The organism is Massilia horti, assembly GCF_004614195.1.
GTDB classification, from domain to species: domain Bacteria; phylum Pseudomonadota; class Gammaproteobacteria; order Burkholderiales; family Burkholderiaceae_D; genus Telluria; species Telluria horti.
The window spans coordinates 1-18,835 of record NZ_SPUM01000080.1 but is presented as its reverse complement, the minus strand read 5'-3'; the positions used below and the strand labels follow the sequence as shown (position 1 = coordinate 18,835).

General features: G+C 65.9%; 12 protein-coding genes and 1 tRNA gene. 6 read left to right on the top strand and 7 right to left on the bottom strand.

Annotated features, from left to right (window positions below; genetic code table 11):
* Positions 1 to 83: 83 nt before the first annotated feature.
* The 7 genes from E4O92_RS12345 to apbC form a co-directional block, all read right to left on the bottom strand.
* Positions 84 to 159: transfer RNA gene (locus tag E4O92_RS12345), tRNA-Ala, on the bottom strand.
* 351 nt (positions 160 to 510) lie between these two features.
* Positions 511 to 1,902 (bottom strand): glutamate--tRNA ligase, encoded by a 1,392-nt coding sequence (gene gltX, locus E4O92_RS12340; RefSeq protein ID WP_135190072.1) that lies wholly within the window; start codon positions 1,900 to 1,902, stop codon positions 511 to 513.
* A 31-nt stretch (positions 1,903 to 1,933) separates the two neighbouring features.
* Entirely contained in the window at positions 1,934 to 5,635 is a 3,702-nt protein-coding gene (locus E4O92_RS12335) for an AMP-binding protein (protein WP_229483297.1), read from the bottom strand.
* Complete coding sequence (locus E4O92_RS12330) at positions 5,628 to 6,983, bottom strand: aminotransferase class I/II-fold pyridoxal phosphate-dependent enzyme (protein WP_229483295.1); 1,356 nt, start codon at positions 6,981 to 6,983, stop codon at positions 5,628 to 5,630. Before E4O92_RS12330 ends, E4O92_RS12335 begins: the two co-directional genes overlap by 8 nt.
* Before the next feature lie 33 nt (positions 6,984 to 7,016).
* Complete coding sequence (locus E4O92_RS12325; protein WP_135190071.1) at positions 7,017 to 9,521, bottom strand: bifunctional diguanylate cyclase/phosphodiesterase; 2,505 nt, start codon at positions 9,519 to 9,521, stop codon at positions 7,017 to 7,019.
* Positions 9,522 to 9,890: 369 nt separating this feature from the next.
* A complete protein-coding gene (locus E4O92_RS12320) occupies positions 9,891 to 10,931 on the bottom strand; it encodes an RNA methyltransferase (protein WP_135190070.1) in 1,041 nt (346 codons plus the stop codon).
* Positions 10,932 to 10,938: 7 nt separating this feature from the next.
* Complete coding sequence (gene apbC / locus E4O92_RS12315) at positions 10,939 to 12,027, bottom strand: iron-sulfur cluster carrier protein ApbC (RefSeq protein ID WP_135190069.1); 1,089 nt, start codon at positions 12,025 to 12,027, stop codon at positions 10,939 to 10,941.
* 158 nt (positions 12,028 to 12,185) lie between these two features.
* On the opposite strand from apbC, the gene metG reads away from it, so the two are divergent.
* The 6 genes from metG to E4O92_RS12285 all read left to right on the top strand — a co-directional run bounded on the left by metG (position 12,186) and on the right by E4O92_RS12285 (position 18,757).
* Complete coding sequence (gene metG, locus E4O92_RS12310; protein WP_135190068.1) at positions 12,186 to 14,312, top strand: methionine--tRNA ligase; 2,127 nt, start codon at positions 12,186 to 12,188, stop codon at positions 14,310 to 14,312.
* A gap of 174 nt (positions 14,313 to 14,486) precedes the next feature.
* Positions 14,487 to 15,803, top strand: coding sequence for an enoyl ACP reductase FabMG family protein (locus E4O92_RS12305; protein WP_135190067.1), 1,317 nt, complete (start codon positions 14,487 to 14,489; stop codon positions 15,801 to 15,803).
* A gap of 73 nt (positions 15,804 to 15,876) precedes the next feature.
* A complete protein-coding gene (locus tag E4O92_RS12300; RefSeq protein WP_229483293.1) occupies positions 15,877 to 16,083 on the top strand; it encodes a DUF3460 family protein in 207 nt (68 codons plus the stop codon).
* Between the two features lie 15 nt (positions 16,084 to 16,098).
* Positions 16,099 to 16,986, top strand: a complete 888-nt coding sequence (locus E4O92_RS12295) for a segregation and condensation protein A (protein WP_135190066.1) — start codon at positions 16,099 to 16,101, stop codon at positions 16,984 to 16,986.
* 42 nt (positions 16,987 to 17,028) lie between these two features.
* The gene (gene panC / locus E4O92_RS12290) at positions 17,029 to 17,868 is read left to right on the top strand and encodes a pantoate--beta-alanine ligase (protein WP_135190065.1); all 840 of its coding nucleotides are present in this window, start codon (positions 17,029 to 17,031) and stop codon (positions 17,866 to 17,868) included.
* 121 nt (positions 17,869 to 17,989) lie between these two features.
* The gene (locus E4O92_RS12285; RefSeq protein ID WP_135190064.1) at positions 17,990 to 18,757 is read left to right on the top strand and encodes a PilZ domain-containing protein; all 768 of its coding nucleotides are present in this window, start codon (positions 17,990 to 17,992) and stop codon (positions 18,755 to 18,757) included.
* The last annotated feature ends 78 nt before the right edge of the window (positions 18,758 to 18,835 follow it).

The window sequence follows — 18,835 nt, the reverse complement described above, 5'->3', positions numbered from 1 at the left end:
ACCCCGGTACTCACCGTGAAAGGGTGATGTCCTAGGCCTCTAGACGATGGGGACCCGGAACCAACGTACTACATCTCTTCTTTTGGTGGAGGTAAGCGGGATCGAACCGCTGACCTCTTGCATGCCATGCAAGCGCTCTCCCAGCTGAGCTATACCCCCGTACTGCAGAAGAGCCAGCATTATAGCGGCTCTCTTGCATTCTGCAAATAGCTGTTCGCGCAGTGGCCTGAATTGCTAGTCCGTTGAAAAATAAATGTGGCGAACTCAAGCTGAGACAAGGAACAAAGCACAGCAAGGCCGAGGCCTTGCGCGCATTTGCGTAACGTGAATCACTCGCCAAGGCACGTCGTCCCCGGGCTCGGCGCCCCCCTTGGCGGGGACCCATGCTGAGCGTCACTTCCCGCCTGCGCGGGGACGACGATTTATGGGGTGATTCATTCGCCCACCCTACGAAACCCATACTTGCCGGTGACAGCGCCTCTATATTCGACGAATCTGCGATTCAGGAAACTAGATGAACTTCGCCAAACGGGCCAGCACCACTTCACGCCCGAACAGCGCGAGCACGGCGTCGATCGCCGGGGTCTGCAACTGGCCGGTGATGATCAGGCGCAGCGGCATCGCCAGCTGCGGCATCTTCAGGCCGTGCGCGGCCAGCACTTCCTTGATCATCACGGCAATCGCCGCCGGATTCCACTCGACCGTCTGGATACGCGCGGCAAAGTCCTGCAACGCCGGACGCACCGCGTCGGTCAGGTGCTTGTCCAGCAGCGCTTGGTCCGGGTTGGGCGCGCGGTAAAACAGCATCGCCGCGTCGGCCAGCTCGTTAATCGTGTTCACGCGCTCCTTCATCAAGCCCAGTACAGCAGCCAGGTCTGGGGCGCGATGGAAGTCAGCACCGTCCGCCGCCATGCGCGGCAGCGCCAGCTTGGCCAGGCGCTCGTTGTCGGCCTGGCGGATGTAGTGGTTGTTCAGCCAGGCCAGCTTCTCGGCGTTGAACTGCGCCGGCGAACGGGTCAGGTGATCGAGGTCGAACCACTCGGTGAACTGCTCCATCGAAAAGATCTCATCGTTGCCGTGGCTCCAGCCCAGGCGCGCCAGGTAGTTCAGCATCGCCTCCGGCAGGTAGCCCTGCTCCGGATATTCCATCACCGAAACCGCACCGTGGCGCTTGGACAGCTTCTCGCCGTCAGCGCCCAGGATCATCGGCAGGTGGCCATACTCGGGCAGCGGCGCGCCCAGCGCGCGCAAAATATTGATCTGGCGCGGCGTGTTGTTCACGTGGTCGTCGCCGCGCAGCACGTGGGTGATGCCCATGTCCCAGTCATCGATCGCCACGCAGAAATTGTAGGTCGGCGTGCCGTCCGGGCGCGCGATGACCAGGTCGTCCAGCTCCCGGTTCGAGATCGTGATCGGTCCCTTGACCACGTCGTTCCAGGTCACCTCGCCATCGAGCGGATTCTTGAAGCGCACCACCGGCTTGACGCCCGCCGGCGTCGGCGGCAACGCCTTGCCCGGTTCCGGGCGCCAGGTGCCGTCGTAACGCGGCTTTTCGCCGGCCGCGCGCATGCGCTCGCGCATCGCCTCCACTTCCTCGGGCGAGCAGTAGCACAGGTAGGCCGTGCCCTGCTCGATCATGGTCAGGATCACCTCGCGGTAACGGTCCATGCGCTGCATCTGGTAGAACGGGCCTTCGTCGTGGTCGAGCCCGAGCCACTTCATGCCATCCAGGATCGCCTGCACCGCTTCCGGTGTCGAGCGCTCGAGGTCGGTATCCTCGATCCGCAGGATGAATGTGCCGCCGAAGTGGCGGGCATAGGCCCAGGAATACAGCGCGGTGCGCGCGCCGCCGAGATGCAGGTAGCCAGTCGGACTGGGGGCGAAACGGGTACGGACGGTCATGGCAGAAAAACGGAATGGTAAAAGAGCTATTTTACCGCGTTGCGTCGGCCGCGGCAGGCATGCTGGACGCGGCCTCAAGCGCTCCCCGCCGGCTGTCGATGTAGGCCGCCAGCGCGTTGACGGTCGGGTAATCGAACAGCAGTTCCGGCGCGATCGGCAGCGCGGTTAGTTCTTGCAACTCGAGCGCGATCGGCACCGTCGCCAGCGAATCCATGCCCATGTCGGCAAATGGCGTGTCCCAGTCCACCGGCGTGTCCGGCGCCGTCCCTTCGCTGCGCAGCCACTTCATCACGACGTCGTAGACCAGTTGCCCGGACGAGGGCGGCGCGGCGCCCGGGGGCTCAATCGGCACCTCGACCGCCTGCTCGACCGCATCCTGCGCCGCATTCTCTGCGCCCTCTGGCGCGCGCCTCAGCAGCGGATCGAGCGCGTCGTCCGTCCCCGGCAGCAACTGCTCGATATCGCCGATGGCCTGCGCATACCCGCCGATCCGATCGAACAAATCCTGCGCCCGCGGCCAGGCGACCCCCGGCGCCGGCCCGTCATGCAGCGACTGCCTGAGCCTGCCGAATTTGTCGCCCGCCCACGCTTGCGCCTCTCCGCCGGGCAGCGCGTGCCGGGACGCGGCCAGCAGCAGCGCCCAGGCGCACAGCTCGCCCGCCCGATAATCCAGCCACTGCACGGCGGCCGCCTCGCCCGTGGCCGCCGCTGCCACGCGTGCCCCGGCCAGCGCCGCTTCCAGCTCCGCCGCCAGCCGCGGCTGATCCAGCGTGCCCGCGATGAACTGGACCAGCCCGTTTCCGGCCTGCGCCGCCGTCGCGCCCAGGTGCATGTACAGCGCCTCGCTTGGCCCCTCCAGGATGCGCAGCACGCGCGCATCGCGCAGCAACTGCGGCGCGATATTGGTTTCAAGGTAGCCGCGCCCGCCCAGCATCTGCACCAGCCGGTCCGCCGTCTGCCACAGCAGCTCGGACGCGATCACCTTGCATGCGAGGCAGGCCTCGTGCGGTAGGGGCGCACGCGCGTCGAGCGCGGTGGCGATCGCCTCCACCAGCGCGCCCAGCGCATCGATGGCGCACGTCAGCTCGTGCAGGCGCGCCAGCGTGACCGGATTGTCGGCCAGCCGTCCGGTGCCCACCTCGCGCCGCGCCGCGTAGCGCGCCATCAGCTGTGCGCAGCGCTTCATCGCCCCCAGGCACAGCGCGCCCAGGCCCAGGCGCGCAAACCCCATCGCATCGCGCGCCACTTCCATGCCCTGCCCCGGCGCCAGCAGCACCTGCTCGTCGGGCACGAACACGCCATCAAACAGCACCGCGTTTTGCACCATGCCGCGCATGCCCATGGTCAGCGCCTCCGGCCCCTGCACCAGGCCCGGCGCGTCTTCAGGCACCAGCAGCGCGATCGTCCCGAGCGCGGCGCCATCAAAATCGAAGGCCTTGGCCAGCACCGTCAGCATGCCCGCCCACGACGCCAGCCCGATCAGGTGCTTGCGCCCGTCCACCCGCCAGCCGCCGCGCTCGCGCACCGCGCGTGTGCGCATCGCCATTGGATTGGAGCCGGCCGCCGGCTCGGTCTGCGCATAGGCCGCCAACTGACGTCCCGAAGCCAGCTTCGGCAGCAGGCGCTGCTGCAACGCGGGCGGGGCGAAGCGCAGCAGTGGCCGCAGGCCCAGGCCGTTGTGCACGCCCACCACGGTGGCAAGCGTCAGGTCCACCGCCGCCAGCTGCACCATCACCCGCACCAGGTCGACGGTCGCCAGCGCCCGGCCACCCAGTTCGCGCGGCGCCTGCAGGCCGAAGAAGCCGTAACTGCCCAGATCGAGCACGACATACGGCGGGATCGTCCGCCGCTCGTCCATCACGCGCGAATTCAAGCGCCGCGGCACGTATTGGCGCAGCCAGCCGATCATCTCGTCGGCAGCCAGACGGCTTGCGCTAGCAACCGTGCCGCTTGCCTGCACCGCGTCAGCGGCGGCACCGATCGCATGCACCACCTGCAGCTCGCCCGCCTGCGCCAGCGCCGCGCAGCGGGAGCGCTGCACCTTGCCGCTGGTGGTGCGCGGGAAGGTCCCGGGCCGCACGAACAGGAACTGGCCAACCGCCACGCCGAACTGGCGCCCGACCTCGACGCGGATCTGCCGCACCAGCGCGTCGAGCTGCGCCAGGCGTGCGTTGCCGGCAGCGCCACGGGCGACGGTTCGCACCAGGCTGCGATCGGCCTCCGCCACCAGCGTCAGCCGCGCCACGCCATTTTCCTCGATGGTGAACGCGGCGCAGCCGTTCGGCTCGACGAAATCGATCGTGCGCACCACCAGCTCCTCCACGTCCTGCGGATAGACATTGCGTCCGTTGAAGATCAACAGGTCCTTCAGGCGTCCGGTCAGGAACAGCTCGCCGTCGCGCAAGAAGCCAAGATCGCCCGTACGCAGGTAAGCCTGCCCGCCCGCGTTCCCGGCCAGCTGCGCGCGGAACACGGGCGCGCTCTCCTCAATACGCCGCCAGTAGCCGCGCGCCACGCCAGGTGAGGACACCCACACCTCGCCCACGCGCCCTGCCTCCACCGGCAGGCAGCTGCCGGGATCGACCACCAGCACGCTCACGCCCTCGGCCGCCGGCCCGCAACTGACGATCGCGCGTGCGTCGGGGCTGCCTGCGTCGCAGTCCTGCACCCGGTCGCGCTCAAGCATGCTCTTGCTGACAAAGCAAACGCGCGGCCCACGGGAGAGCGGCCCGCCGGAAACCAGCAGGGTCGCCTCGGCCATGCCATAGCACGGGAACTGCGCCGCCGGCGAGAAGCCGCAGCGCGCAAAGGTCTCGGCAAATGCACAGAGCGTAGCCTCCCGCACCGGCTCCGAGCCGTTATACGCCACCTGCAGGGACGACAGGTCGAGTCCCTGCTTCTGCTCCTCGGTGACATGCCGCACGCAATAATCCCAGCCGAAGTCGGGGGCGCCGGCGCAGGTTGCGCGATAGCTCGTGATCGCCTCCAGCCAGCGCGCCGGCTGCTTGAGGAACGTCGCGGGCGCCATCAGGACGCTGCGAAAGCCGATGACCGCCGGCGCGACCACGCTGCCGATCAGGCCCATATCATGAAACAGCGGCAGCCAGCTCGCCATCACACTCTGCGGCCCGAAGCCGAACGCACACCGGATGGCCTCTACATTCGCGGCGATGTTGGCATGCGTGACCTCGACGCCCTTCGGCTGGGAGGTGGAACCTGAGGTGTACTGCAGGAAGGCGGTGGCGCCACGCGCGACCTCCGGCAGCGCGCCCTGCCCCGCCATCTCCGGCAGGTCGCTGCACAGCACCGCGCAAGCGCCCGCTTCCTGCTTGATGCTGGCCGCCACCGACGCGCGACAGGCGCCGACCGTCAGCGCCAGCGCCGGATCGGCGTCGGCCAGCAGCGTGTCCAGCCGGCGCGACCCGCGCCGCCGGTGCGACATGGTGGCGGGGACCGCCACGATTCCCGCGCGCAGACAGGCGAAGAACGCAACGATGAACTCCAGGCCGTCCGGGTACAGCAGCACCGCACGCACGCCGGGAGCGAAGCGGCTGGCCAGCGCGCAAGCCAACTGGCTGACCCGTGCATCCAGTCCGGCGCAGTCGATCTCCTCAACGCGTCCGTCTTCATGCAGGAAGGTGTAGGCGATGCGGCCGGGCGTGGCCCGTGCGTGCGCGAGCAGCGCCTGATTGAGCGGATCGATGCCGCCGTAGATATCACCTGATTCAGCCACCTTGCACCTCCAGCGCGGGGGGAACGGCAAGTGCGCTCTCGATGCGGCGCACGCAGGTTGCGATTCGCTGCGCCGCCTGGCGCACCTGCCACATCTCGTGGCCAGACATCAGTTGCAGGCGCAGCCGGGCACGGCCCAGCGGCACGCCCGGATACTCGACCGGGTTGACGAACACGCCGGCGCGCGCAAGCAGCTTGCCGGCCAGCCGCGTTGCCGGCTCGCTGCCCAGCAGCACCGGCACGATCGCCGACGGCAGGCCCAGGCAGCGCAGCCCGGCGTCCGCGAGCTGGCTGCGCAGCTCGGAGACGTTGGAGAGCAGCCGCGTGCGCAGGACGGCTCCTTCCGACGACTGCACGATGCGCAGGCACTCCAGCACCACCGCCGCCTGCACCGGCGAGAGCGCGTTCGAAAACAGGTGCGGCCCGGCGAACAGCTGCAACTGGCGCTTGAGGCCATGCGAAGCCGAGGCGACGAAGCCGCCGTTGGCGGCAAAGGTCTTGGAAAAGGCGCCCAGCACGATGTCGACCTTCCCCAGCATGCCCTGCTGGCCAATGATCCCCGCCCCGTTTGGCCCCAGCGCGCCCAGGTCATGCGCCACGTCGACCAAGAGCGTGGCGCCGTACTCGTGGCACACGTGCTGCAGCAGCGGCAGGTCGGGGCTGTCCGAATCCATGCTGAACAGGCCCTCGGTCACCACCAGGATGCCGTTCTCGCGGTCGCGCGAGCGGATCGTCGCCAGCACATCGCGCACATGGCTGCAATCGAGGTGCCGGTGCACGGCGATATTGCGGGTGGCGGCGGCGGCGCCCTGGCGCAGCGAGGCATGCGCGAGCTGGTCGATCACCACATGGTCGCGCGCATGCACCAGCGCCGTGATCGCGCCGAACGCCGCGCCCCAGCCGGTTGGGAACAGTGTCACATGGTCGTGCCCCAGCAGGCACGTGAGCGCTTTTTCGAGCGCCAGCGACTGGCGCGAATTGCCGAGCAGGACGGCCGAACCGGCGCTGTGCGGGCCGGCGTCGCGCAGGGCCCGCACAGCGGCATCGCGCACCGCCGGATGGGCGCCGAGCGACAAGTAGTCCTGCGACGCGAAATTGAGCCCGGCGGCGCGGCGCCCGCCCTCCTCGCGCACCTCGGCCAGCGGCTGCGGCGGGCCTTCCAGCGCGCGTGCGTACTGCCATACGCCGTGAGCGGCGCGCAGCGCGCACCAGGCTTCGAGCGGGCCGGTGCGGCGTATCAGGTCCGCGCCGCGCGGCTGGGCAAACTGGGCAGCGTTGTTGGCCAGGGCGCCGGATCGCGCGAGCGCGCGGATCTCGGCATCGGTCATCAATAGCATCGGGTCATCCACGGCATTCTCCTGTCGAAAGGTACGCGCCGGCCTTCAGGCCAGCGCGACGGATGCGGGGAACTGCTGCTGACGCGCCAGCAGCAGGCCCACCTGGTCCGCAGGCAGCGGACGCGCGAACAGGTAGCCCTGCGCCTCGTCGCACTGCATCGCGGTGAGGTCGGCCAGCTGTTCAGGGGTTTCCACGGCTTCGGCGATCACCTTCAAGTGCAGGCGATGCGCCATGTCGACGATCGACTCGGCCAGCGCAAACGAACGGCGCGCCGCGCCGCCGCTACCGAGCCGGCGCACGAACAGCGCGTCCATCTTGAGGATGTCGACCGGCAGTTCGGATAGGTACGACAGGCTCGAGTAGCCGGTGCCGAAGTCGTCGATCGACACCAGCACCCCGGCCTGGCGCAGCTCGCTCATCACCGCCCGGTTGCCCTCGATATCCTCGATCAGGATGCCCTCGGTGATCTCGAGGTCCAGGCTCCCGGCCGCCATGCCGGTCTCGCGCACGATCTGCAGCACCCGCGCCACCAGCCCGGGCGCCTTGAGCTGGCGCGCCGACAGGTTGACCGCGGTCTTCACCGGCGGCAGGCCGGCATCGAGCCAGGCCCGGCTTTGCAGGCACGCGGCGCGCAGCACCCATTCCCCGATCGGGACGATCAGCCCGGTCTCCTCGGCCAGTGGAATGAAGCGCCCCGGATCGATGCGCCCGAGATCCGGGTGCTGCCAGCGCACCAGCGCCTCCACCCCGACGATACGGCGGCTGGCCAGGTCCACCTGCGGCTGGTATTCGACAAACAGCTGGCCCTGCGCGAGCGCGTCGCGCAGGCCGTTCTTCAGCGCCAGCCGCTCGCTCGGCGGCAGTGCGGCGCCGGGGGTGTAGAGCTGCACCGTGTTCTCGCCCCACGCCTTGGCGCAGTGCATCGCGATGTCGGCGCGCTTGAGCAGGGTGTCCAGGTCGCAGCCGGCGGCCGGGTACAGGGCAATGCCGACCGACAGCGTCACGAAGCATTCACGCCCCGCCACGTTCACAGGCTGGACCAGGCGGTCGAGCACCTTCTCGGCCACCTGCTGCGCATCGGCCTCGCTGGCCAGGTCTTCCAGCAGCGCGATGAATTCGTCGCCGCCCCAGCGGGCCACGCTGTCCGAATCGCGCAGGCAGCCGCTGATGGTGCTCGCCACATGGGCCAGGATGATGTCGCCGCCCTCGCAGCCCAGCGCGTGGTTGACTTCCTTGAACTTGTTGATATTCAGGAGCAGCAATCCCACGGTGCTCCGGTTGCGGTTGGCGCGGTCCATGGCGTGCCGCAGCCGGTCGCGCAGCAGGCGCCGGTTCAAGAGCCCCGTCAACTGGTCGCGATGGGCGCCGTCGATGATGCGCGCCACGCTCACGCCCACGCTCACGGCGGGCACGGCTGGCGGCATCATGTCTTCGCCGTAGCAGACCACCCGGTTGCGCCCGCTGGACTTGGCCACGTACAGCGCCTCGTCGGCGCGCCCGACGGTCTGCGCGACCGGTTCGCCCTGCCGGAATTCGGCCACGCCGATCGACACCGTCAGCGCGATCTCGCTGCCGTCGGTGACGCAGCGGCGCTTTTCGACGCCGGCGCGCACACGCTCGGCGAAGGCCACTGCCTCAAGCATCGGCGTCTCCGGCAGCATCAGCAGGAATTCCTCGCCGCCGTAGCGGCCGAACGAATCGCCGCCGCGCACATAGCTCGCGACCGTCTTGCAGAACTCGCGCAGCACCTCGTCGCCGGCCGCGTGCCCGTAGGTGTCGTTGATCCGTTTGAAGAAGTCGATATCGAACAGGCACAGGCTGAACAGGCGGCCGTTGCGGTCGCTGCGCTGCTTCTCCTTCTCGATCAGGCTGAGCAGGTACCGGCGGTTGTGGCTGCCCGTCAGTTCGTCGCGGATCGCCAGTTCGTTGATCGTATTGAGCGCCTCTTCGAGCTTGACGAAGCCGCGCGTCTTGGTGAGCTCGAACAGCAGCACGAACACGACCACCACGACGAACAGGCCCACGTCGCACAGCAGGTACAACAGCGCGCTGTCCTGCACCGGATGCGGCGGCAGCTGCACGCCGTTCACCTGCAGCAGGTAGATCGCGCCGACAGAGGTGCTGCTCATCACCAGCCAGAACAGGGCGGTGGTCATCCCGCCCAGGAACATCGCCACTACCGGCGCCGTGATCAGCCAGCAGGCGGTGGGCGCGGTGATGCCGCCCAGATGCACGCTGAGCCAGGTGAAATTGAAAAACAGCGCGCACAGGAACAGCTCGCGCGCCGCCACGATGCTGGCGGTGAGCTTGAGCAGGAACGGCGCGGCCAGCATGACCAGGCAGCACAGCAGGATCTCGTGCGCGGCGGCGCTAAACCCGAGTAATTGGTAGGCCAGTGCGTACAGCGGCCCTGCGATCGCGGCGATCAGCGCCGCGTTGGCGACGTTCTGTGCCCGCGACAGCAGCGCGGCGCTGGCATGCAACTGCGGGGGAATGAACCAGTGGAGCGCCGTCATGTAGCGATCGCTCCACTCGCTGAGCTGAGTCATAGGAAGTCCCATGTAACGCAAGGCCCGGCCTCGGCGACCAGTCGAGACACTAGTTTAGGGACGGAAACTTCAGCTCACTTTATTTTCTAACAGAAAGAATGCGGAAAATTGTTTCGGGGGATGTTCGGCTGTTGACAGGTGGCGACGGTGATCGGGATGGATTTGCGCTGGCGCAAATGTGGTGTCCGGGACGGTTCGCGTAGGGTGCGCACCTGTGCGCACGCGGTACGGTTGCGTATAGTTTGCGTCCGCGTTTACACGCGACGATGAAGCACCTAGGGTGCGCACCCGTGCGCACGTGGATGCAAACTCTGCTCAACCGTACAGCGTGCGCACAGGTGCGCACCCTACGATCCGTCACCGCATCCGCTAAGCGGTTAGCCGACGCACGACCTGCACCGCGCGCGGCGCGCCGTCCAGCGCCCGGGCCCGCAACTGCCCGCAGCCGCCGTCCACGTCCTGGCCGGCCGAATCGCGCAGCTTGGTCAGCACGCCGCGCCCATGCAGGTGCGCGGCGATCGCGCGCGCCTTGTCCCAGCCGGGCCGCTTGAACGGCAGGCCGGGATTGGCGTTATACGGAATCATGTTCAGCACCGCATACCGCCCGCGCAGCAGGCCGACGATCGCGTCCAGCTCGTCCTGCCCGTCGTTGACGCCTTCCAGCAGCGTCCACTGGTACTGGATCGGATAGGCGGTCAGGCGCGCGTAGCGCTCGCCCTCTTCAACCAGATCGGCGGGGTCAAAGCGCGGCGCACGAGGCAGCAGCCGTTCGCGCAGCGCCGGCTTGGTGGTATGCAGCGACAGCGCGAGCGCCGGCTTGACACGGCTGTACGGCAGCCGCTCGAACACACGCATGTCGCCCACGGTCGAAAACACCAGGTTCTTGTGCGCGATGTCCGCCTCCACGCCCAGCAGTTCGATCGCCTCCAGCACGTTGTCCAGGTTATGGGCCGGTTCGCCCATGCCCATGAAGACCACTTTTTTCACCAAGCGCTGGCGCCTGGCCAGCACCACCTGCGCCACGATCTCGCCGCTCGTCACCTGCCGCACCAGGCCACCCTGCCCGGTCATGCAGAACTGGCAACCGACCGCGCAGCCGACCTGGCTCGACACGCACACTCCGTCGCGCGGCAGCAGCACCGACTCCACGGTCTGGCCGTCGGCAAGGCCCACCAGCAGCCGCGCCGAGCCGTCCTCGCCCGGATGCGTGGAGAGCACGCGCGCCAGCGCATCGAGCTCGGCGTCGATCAGGGGCAGGCTTTCCCGCACCCGCTTGGGCAGGAAGTCGTCCGGCCTCCTGCGGCCGCGGTCGTGCGGCATCGCGCGCACCCAGTCGCGTAGTACGCGTTCCTCATGCAGCGGCAGCGCGCCCAGCGAACGCAGGCGCGCACGTATTTCGGCAATCCGCACAGCCCGGTCAGTCGTTCTTGACGACGATGCTCGGGAATTTGCTGGTCATGTCCTTCGCCTTTTCGGCGACCTTGACCGCGACCTTGCGCGCGATGTCCTTGTAGACGGCCGCCACCGGACCGTCCGGATCGGCGACCACGGTCGGGCGCCCGGAATCGGTCTGTTCGCGAATCTCAAGCGTGAGCGGCAGCTTGCCCAGGAAGTCCACGCCGAAGTCGCGGCACATCTTTTCGCCGCCGCCTTCGCCGAAGATCGCCTCGGTATGGCCGCAGTTCGAGCAGATGTGGGTGCTCATGTTCTCCACCACCCCGAGGATCGGGATGCCGACCTTCTCGAACATCTTCAGGCCCTTGCGGGCGTCGAGCAAGGCGATGTCCTGCGGGGTGGTCACGATCACCGCGCCCGTGACCGGCACCTTTTGCGACAGCGTGAGCTGGATGTCGCCGGTCCCGGGCGGCATGTCGACCACGAGGTAATCCAGGTCGCGCCAGTTGGTCTGCTCCAGCAACTGCTGCAGGGCCTGGGTCACCATCGGGCCGCGCCAGACCATCGGCTCGTCCGGGTCGATCATGAAGCCGATCGACGACACCTGCACGCCGTGGTTCTCCAGCGGTTCCATGGTGCGGCCGTCGCGCGATTCGGGGCGGCCGTTAATGCCCAGCATCATCGGCTGGGACGGGCCGTAAATATCGGCGTCCAGGATGCCCACCGAAGCGCCTTCGGCGGCCAGGGCCAGCGCCAGGTTGACCGCGGTGGTCGACTTGCCGACCCCACCCTTGCCAGAGGCGACGGCGATGATGTTCTTCACGTTCGGCATCACCTTCAGGCCGCGCTGCACGGTATGCGAAATAATCTTGGAAGTCACATTCACCTTGACGTCGGCCACGCCCGGCAGGCTTTTTACCGCCTCCGCCACGCTGGTCCGGATCGGTCCGACCTGGCTGTTGGCCGGATAGCCCAGCTCGATGTCGAGCGCGACATTACCGCCATCGACCTGGATGTTCTTGACCGATTTGCCGGACACGAAGTCCTTCTGGGTGTTGGGATCGATGACTTTGGACAGTGCCGCCTTGACATCGTCTGCTGTGATGCTCATGAAATTCTCCGGATGTGATGCGCGAAGTGTAGCGCAAAATACCAGTTTCTCACTTGCCGGGTTGGCAAACCAGCCTGAAGACCAATGCGGCGCTGTCGGCGATCCGCTGGTAAAATTGCTTCCTTCGTCCAACTAACTAGCCAACCAGCGTTTCGACCATGACCCGCAAGCTGTTCGTCACTACCGCCCTGCCTTACGCCAACGCGCCCTTCCACATCGGCCACATGATGGAATACATCCAGGCCGATATCTGGGTTCGCTTCCAGCGAATGCAGAACGACAACGGCCAGCCGCGCGTGGTCCATTTCGTCGGCGCCGACGACACTCACGGCACGCCGATCATGATCGCGGCCGAAAAGGAAGGCGTGACGCCGCAGGAATTCGTGGCCCGGATCGCGGCCGGCCGCCAGCAGTACCTGGACGGCTTTCATATCCAGTTTGACAACTGGTACTCGACCGACTCGCCGGAAAACGTCGACCTGTCGCAGGGCATCTACCGCAAGCTGCGCGACGACGCAAAGCTCATCTACACCAAGACCGTCGACCGCTTTTTCGACCCGGTCAAGGGCATGTTCCTGGCCGACCGCAACATCAAGGGCGAGTGCCCGCACTGCCACGCCAAGGACCAGTACGGCGACAACTGCGAGGTGTGCGGCGCCGCCTACGAGCCGACCGAGCTGGTCAACCCGTACTCGGTGTTCACCGGTTCGACCCCGGTCCTGAAGCCCTCGGAACAGTATTTCTTCGAGCTGTCCGACCCGCGCTGCTACCAGTTCCTCAAGGACTGGCTGAACACCCCGGGCCGCCTGCAGCCGGAAATGGTCAACAAGGTCTCCGAATGGCTGGGCGAGGAAGGCGAAAAGCTGGCCGACTGGGATATTTCGCGCGACGCGCCCTACTTCGGCATTCCGATCCCTGACGCCCCGGGCAAATTCTTCTACGTCTGGCTGGACGCGCCGGTCGGCTACCTGGCCAGCCTGAAGAACTACCTGGCCAAGCAAGGCATCGACTTCGACGCCTTCCTGAACGACCCGGACACCGAGCAGATCCACTTTATCGGCAAGGACATCGTCTCGTTCCACCTGCTGTTCTGGCCGGCGATGCTCAAGTTCTCGGGCCATCCCGTGATCGACAAGCTGAAGGTCGCCGTGCACGGTCACCTGACGGTCAACAACGAAAAAATGTCCAAGTCGCGCGGCACCGGCATTTCGCCGCTGCGCTACCTGGAGCTGAAGATGAACCCGGAGTGGCTGCGCTACTACCTGGCGTTCAAGCTCAATTCCAAGGTCGAGGACCTGGACTTCACGGGCGAGGACTTCGTCGCGCGCGTGAACAGCGACCTGATTGGTAAATACGTCAACATCGCCAGCCGCTGCGCCGGCTTCATCAGCAAGAAGTTCGACGGCAAGCTGGCCAGCGAACTGTCGGCCCCGGCAAAGGAATGGCTGGCGCGCGCGCTGACGGTCGATGGCGCCGAGCGCCAGGCCAGCATTGCCGCCAATTTCGAGGCACGCGAGTTCGGCAAGGCGCTGCGCGAGATCATGGAAGTGGCCGACGTCGCCAACCGCTACGTCGACGAGCACAAGCCCTGGATCCTGGCCAAGGACCTTGATAAGACCGCGGAACTGCACGAGGTCTGCACCACCGCGCTGATCCTGTTCCGCCAGCTGACCATCATGCTCTCGCCGGTGCTGCCGCGCGTGGCCGGGCAGGTCCAACAATTCCTTGGCGACGAACGCTTCTCGTGGGAAGACACGCGCGGCGAAAACGTCTACAACTCCATGCTCGGCCGCACGATCGGCAGCTACAGCCACCTGATGCAGCGCGTGGACGCCAAGATGGTCGAAGACCTGTTCGACAAGCCGGCAATCGCCGCTGCTCCGGCAGTCGCGGCCGAAACTGCCGTGCAAAGCGACACCGCCAGCGAGATCGAAGAACTGGCGCCGGAAATTTCGATCGACGACTTTGCGAAGATCGACCTGCGCGTGGCGCGGATCGTCAACTGCGAACACGTCGAAGGCGCCGGCAAGCTGCTGCGCCTGACCCTGGACGTGGGCGAAGGCCGCCTGCGCAACGTATTCTCGGGCATCAAGTCGGCCTACAAGCCGGAAGACCTGGTCGGCAAGCTGACCGTGATGGTGGCCAACCTGGCTCCGCGCAAGATGAAGTTCGGCGTATCGGAGGGCATGGTGCTGTGCGCGTCCGCCGCGGACGAAAAGAAGAACCCCGGCCTGTACCTGCTCGAACCGGTGTCGGGCGCTCAGCCGGGAATGCGGATTCGCTAACAGATTTGGATGTTTGCCGAGCCCGGGCGCCTCAAACAGGCGCCCGCCTCGGCGCGGCCACCGTTTTGGCCCGCCGAATCAAGTCCGTGGCTCGGCAGGGACGGTATAATGCGATGTTTTTTTGAAACTAGCCTCACCGGCCCCTTCAATCAATTTTGATAGGTAGCTACTTATATGACCGAATTGACCTCCCTGAGACACATCCCGCACGGCAACGTATTCCGCAAAGGAGACGTTTTCGTCCTGTTCGGCGAGTTGTTCGGCCGCGGCTATGTGAACGGCCTGATCGATGAGGCACGCAAGGCCGGTATGACGATCGTCGGCATCACCGTCGGCCGCCGCGACGAGGCAGGCACGCTTCGCGCCCTCACCGCGGAAGAACTGGCCGAAGCCGAAGGCAAACTTGGCGGCAAGATCATCAACGTGCCGCTGATGGCCGGATTTGACATGGATGCGCCGTCGGGCGAACAGAACCCGACGGAGATGCTCTCGGGTATCACGCTCAAGAGCTGGCAGGAAGACAAGCTGGACTGGGAAAAGATCGAGCGCTGCCGCGAAGCCGGCGTGCGCCGCTTCACCGAATCGGCCAAAACGGTCATGGCCGAGATCGACAAGCTGATCCCGGATGGCGCCAACGTCTTCTTCGCGCACACCATGGCTGGCGGCATCCCGAAGATCAAGGCATTCCTGGCGATTGCCAACCGCATCTACAAGGGCCGCGGCGAACGCTTCATGTCCTCGCGCGCCCTGCTCGACAGCGACCTTGGCAAGCTGATCCTGATGAACTTCGACGAGGTCACGGCCAACACCCTCAAGTACCTGCTCGACGCATCAAAGCCGATCCGCGATCGCGTCACCGCCGCCGGCGGCCAGGTGCGCTACACGGCCTACGGCTACCACGGCACCGAAATCCTGATCGGCGACCAGTACGTGTGGCAGACCTACACCAACTACACCCAGGGCTACGCCAAGATGCGCCTCGAATCGATCGCGCAGGCGGCCTGGGCGCAGGGCATTGCGACTACCGTCTTCAACTGCCCGGAAATCCGCACCAACTCGTCGGACATTTTCGTCGGTGTCGAACTGTCGCTGTTCCCGCTGCTCGCCGCCCTGAAGAAAGAAGGCGGCGGCGCATGGGCCGACGAGCAATGGCGCATCTGCCAGGAACTGCTGGGCGAAGGCGTGTCGCTGCAGTCGATCCTCGACACCATCGAGCGCTACAACCAGGACCCGACCAGCGGCAAGTTCCGCAACTTCGAGGCCTGGCCGATGGATAACACGCCGGAACTGGCGGACGTGATGATCGGCACTTCTGAAGCCATCACCGCCCTGCACACCGACCGCAAGGCCCTGATCACCGACCACCTGTCGGCGCTGGTGCTGGAAGGCGCCGGTCCGCTGATGTTCCATGGCGCGTCGGAAAAGATCGCACCGGTGCTGTGGCTGAACCACGACATCATTGCGCGCCAACTGAACGAACTGCACAATTAATTGGAGGCCGGCCTTCTCCCGAGGGCCGGCCATATTATCCGCGTGGGCAAGAGAGCCCCTTTCACGAAGAATCATGCTGCCTGTTAAACATTCGATGTACGAATCCGAACACACCAAGTTCATCAAGGAATTGAAGGCCAAGACCCCGGGCATGGAAGAGCGCCAGCAAGCCGGCCGCGCCCTGCTGTGGGACAAGGCTCCCGTCACGCTGGACGAACAGCGCCGCATCGCCGAGTCGCGCATCCGCCAGCAAGCCTACGTGTACCAGAACAAGGCTTAAAGGCCGGGGACAAACATGCTGCCCGATCAGGCCACGCTGGACGCGACGGCCTGCGCCGATCCCGATCCCGCCGCGGGCAGCGCTATGCCGCAGGAGGGCACGCCGGACATCGATGCCGCCATCGCGCGGCTGTACGGCGAGCCGCTGCTCAAGCTCCCGAACGACCTGTACATTCCGCCGGATGCGCTCGAGGTCTTCCTCGATGCGTTCGAGGGGCCGCTCGACCTGCTGCTGTACCTGATCCGCAAGCAAAACTTCAACATCCTCGACATTCCGATGGCGCAGGTCACCCTGCAATACCTCGATTATGTCGAGCAGATCCGGCGCCATAACCTGGAACTGGCCGCGGAATACCTGCTCATGGCCGCCATGCTCATCGAGATCAAGTCGCGCATGCTGCTGCCCAGGCGGCAGGACGACCTGATCGAAGACACGGGCGACCCGCGCGCCGAACTGGTGCGCCGCCTGCTGGAATACGAGCAGATCAAGACCGCCGCGGTCGCGGTGGGCAACCTGCCCCAGGAAGGCCGCGACTTCTTGCGCCCGCAGCTGTTCGTCGAGCAAGGCCTTGCGCCAGTATGGCCGCAGGTCGACCCGCATGACCTGCAGCGCGCCTTCATCGACGTGCTCAAGCGGGCAAAGCTCACCGAGCACCACAAGATCAGCCGCCAGGCGCTGTCGGTGCGCGAGCACATGTCGCAGATCCTGCGCACCCTGCAATCGCAGCGCTTTGTCGAATTTTCCGAACTGTTCGCGAGCCTCGGAGTGGAGGACGTACCCCGCCCGGTCGTTGTCGTACACTTCGTCGCGATGCTGGAACTGGCGAAAGAAACCCTGATTGAGATCACCCAGGCCGAACCATTTGCGCCAATCTACGTGCGCCTGGCCTATTCGCCGGCCTGAGAACCCGGCCGGCTTTACCGAGAACCAAAGAGAAGCTTTTCCATGAAAATTATTTCCACCATTGACGAACTGCGTGACCAGCTGCGCGGGCAACTGCGCACGGCCTTCGTGCCGACAATGGGTAACCTGCATGAAGGCCACCTATCGCTGATGCGCCTGGCGCGCAAGCACGGCGACCCGGTGGTCGCATCGATCTTCGTCAACCGCCTCCAGTTCGGCCCGAACGAGGACTTCGAAAAATATCCGCGCACCTTCCAGGCGGACGTGGAAAAGCTGGAGAAGGAAGGCGTCTACGTGCTGTTCGCGCCGACCGAGAAGGACTTGTACCCCGAGCCGCAGGAATACCGCGTGCGTCCGCCCGACGACCTCGGCAACACACTGGAAGGCGAATTCCGCCCCGGCTTTTTCACCGGCGTGACCACGGTCGTGCTCAAGCTGTTCTCGTGCGTGCAGCCGCGCGTGGCCGTGTTCGGCAAGAAGGACTACCAGCAGTTGATGATCGTCCGGAACATGGCGCGCCAGTTCGCGCTGCCGACCGAAATCATCGGTGCCGAGACCTTCCGTGCGGAGGATGGCTTGGCGTTGTCCTCGCGTAACTGCTACCTGTCCGGCGCTGAACGCGCCGAGGCGCCCGAGCTCTACAAGACACTCAACTTCGTGGCCGACGAAATGCGCGCCGGGCACCTGGACGTCTTCCAGCTCGAGCATCAGGCGATGGACATGCTGCGCCAGCGCGGCTGGAACCCGGATTACGTCTCGATCCGCAAGCGTTCGGACCTGCAGCCGCCGTCCGCCGGCGACCTCGCCCAGGGAACGCCGCTGGTGGTGCTCGCCGCAGCCAAGCTGGGCACCACGCGCCTGATCGACAACCTCGAAATCTAAGTGCGCGTTCTTTGAGATACCACGAAGAAAGTTAAGTTTCCAGTCTGCAATTTTCACTCGACTGGCCTTATACTGGCATAAATGGAGTGTTTTGTCCTGATCAGTAAGAGGTAAACTTGTCGTGATTCCTTCCGCGCTCACCATCATCCGCAAAGGCGTGCCGACACTGGCGGACGCGCTGGACCAGATTGCTCCGGACTCCTCGCCGCACGAAATGTGCGACCCGTTTGACATCGGCGAGGCGCTCGAGATGCTGGCCCAAAGCGGCGATGCGGTGACGGTCTACCCGTCGCGGATGAACAAAAACCGGCTGATGGCGCGTATCCACCAGGTCGATCCGGAACAGCCGCATTTCGTGATCGACTTTGCCGACGGCACGCCGCCGCCGGGCGTGGTGACGCTGGTCGCGGCACTGGGCGGCAACGCCAAGCTGCAGTTCGACCTCTTGCAGGATTGGCAAAGCCTGCCGGGCCATCCGAACCTGGTGCCGGCAACCTTCCCGGCGTCCTGCCTGGTGCTGAACCGGCGCGCATCGCCACGGCTGGAGAGCCCGGTGGGGGTCAACTTTGTGGCTTCCTTCACGCTGCAGGGACAGGCCTACGAATTGCCGCTCTACGATTTTTCGACAGGTGGCGTTGGCATGCGGGCCACGCCCGAGCAGGCAATCGGCCTGCGCGTGGGCAAGAAGCTGGAAAGGGTGCAGCTCGAACTGGGGCCCGCGCTGGTGATCATCGCCGACCTCGAGATCCGCCTGCTGCGCCCATTCCGCACCTTCCTGCTGGGCGATCAGGTGCAGATCGGCTGCGCGTTCAGGAACATATCAATGCAGATTCGCCAGAACCTGGAAAGCCTGGTGAGCGTAACCGGCGAGCGCCGGCGCGGCGGGTAAGCTAATTTCGGTAAGCGCCAGGTGACCATCGTAGGGGGCGCGGGGCCGCCGAGGACCTGTGCGCACGCGGTTCGCGAA

Bases quoted from the DNA above. Each gene is read 5' to 3' on its own strand.
- panC (WP_135190065.1), top strand. From the start codon at position 17,029: ATGAAAATTATTTCCACCATTGACGAACTGCGTGACCAGCTGCGCGGG.
- apbC (WP_135190069.1), bottom strand. From the start codon at position 12,027: ATGAGCATCACAGCAGACGATGTCAAGGCGGCACTGTCCAAAGTCATC.
- E4O92_RS12305 (WP_135190067.1), top strand. From the start codon at position 14,487: ATGACCGAATTGACCTCCCTGAGACACATCCCGCACGGCAACGTATTC.
- E4O92_RS12325 (WP_135190071.1), bottom strand. From the start codon at position 9,521: ATGACTCAGCTCAGCGAGTGGAGCGATCGCTACATGACGGCGCTCCAC.
- E4O92_RS12295 (WP_135190066.1), top strand. From the start codon at position 16,099: ATGCTGCCCGATCAGGCCACGCTGGACGCGACGGCCTGCGCCGATCCC.
- E4O92_RS12300 (WP_229483293.1), top strand. From the start codon at position 15,877: ATGCTGCCTGTTAAACATTCGATGTACGAATCCGAACACACCAAGTTC.
- gltX (WP_135190072.1), bottom strand. From the start codon at position 1,902: ATGACCGTCCGTACCCGTTTCGCCCCCAGTCCGACTGGCTACCTGCAT.
- metG (WP_135190068.1), top strand. From the start codon at position 12,186: ATGACCCGCAAGCTGTTCGTCACTACCGCCCTGCCTTACGCCAACGCG.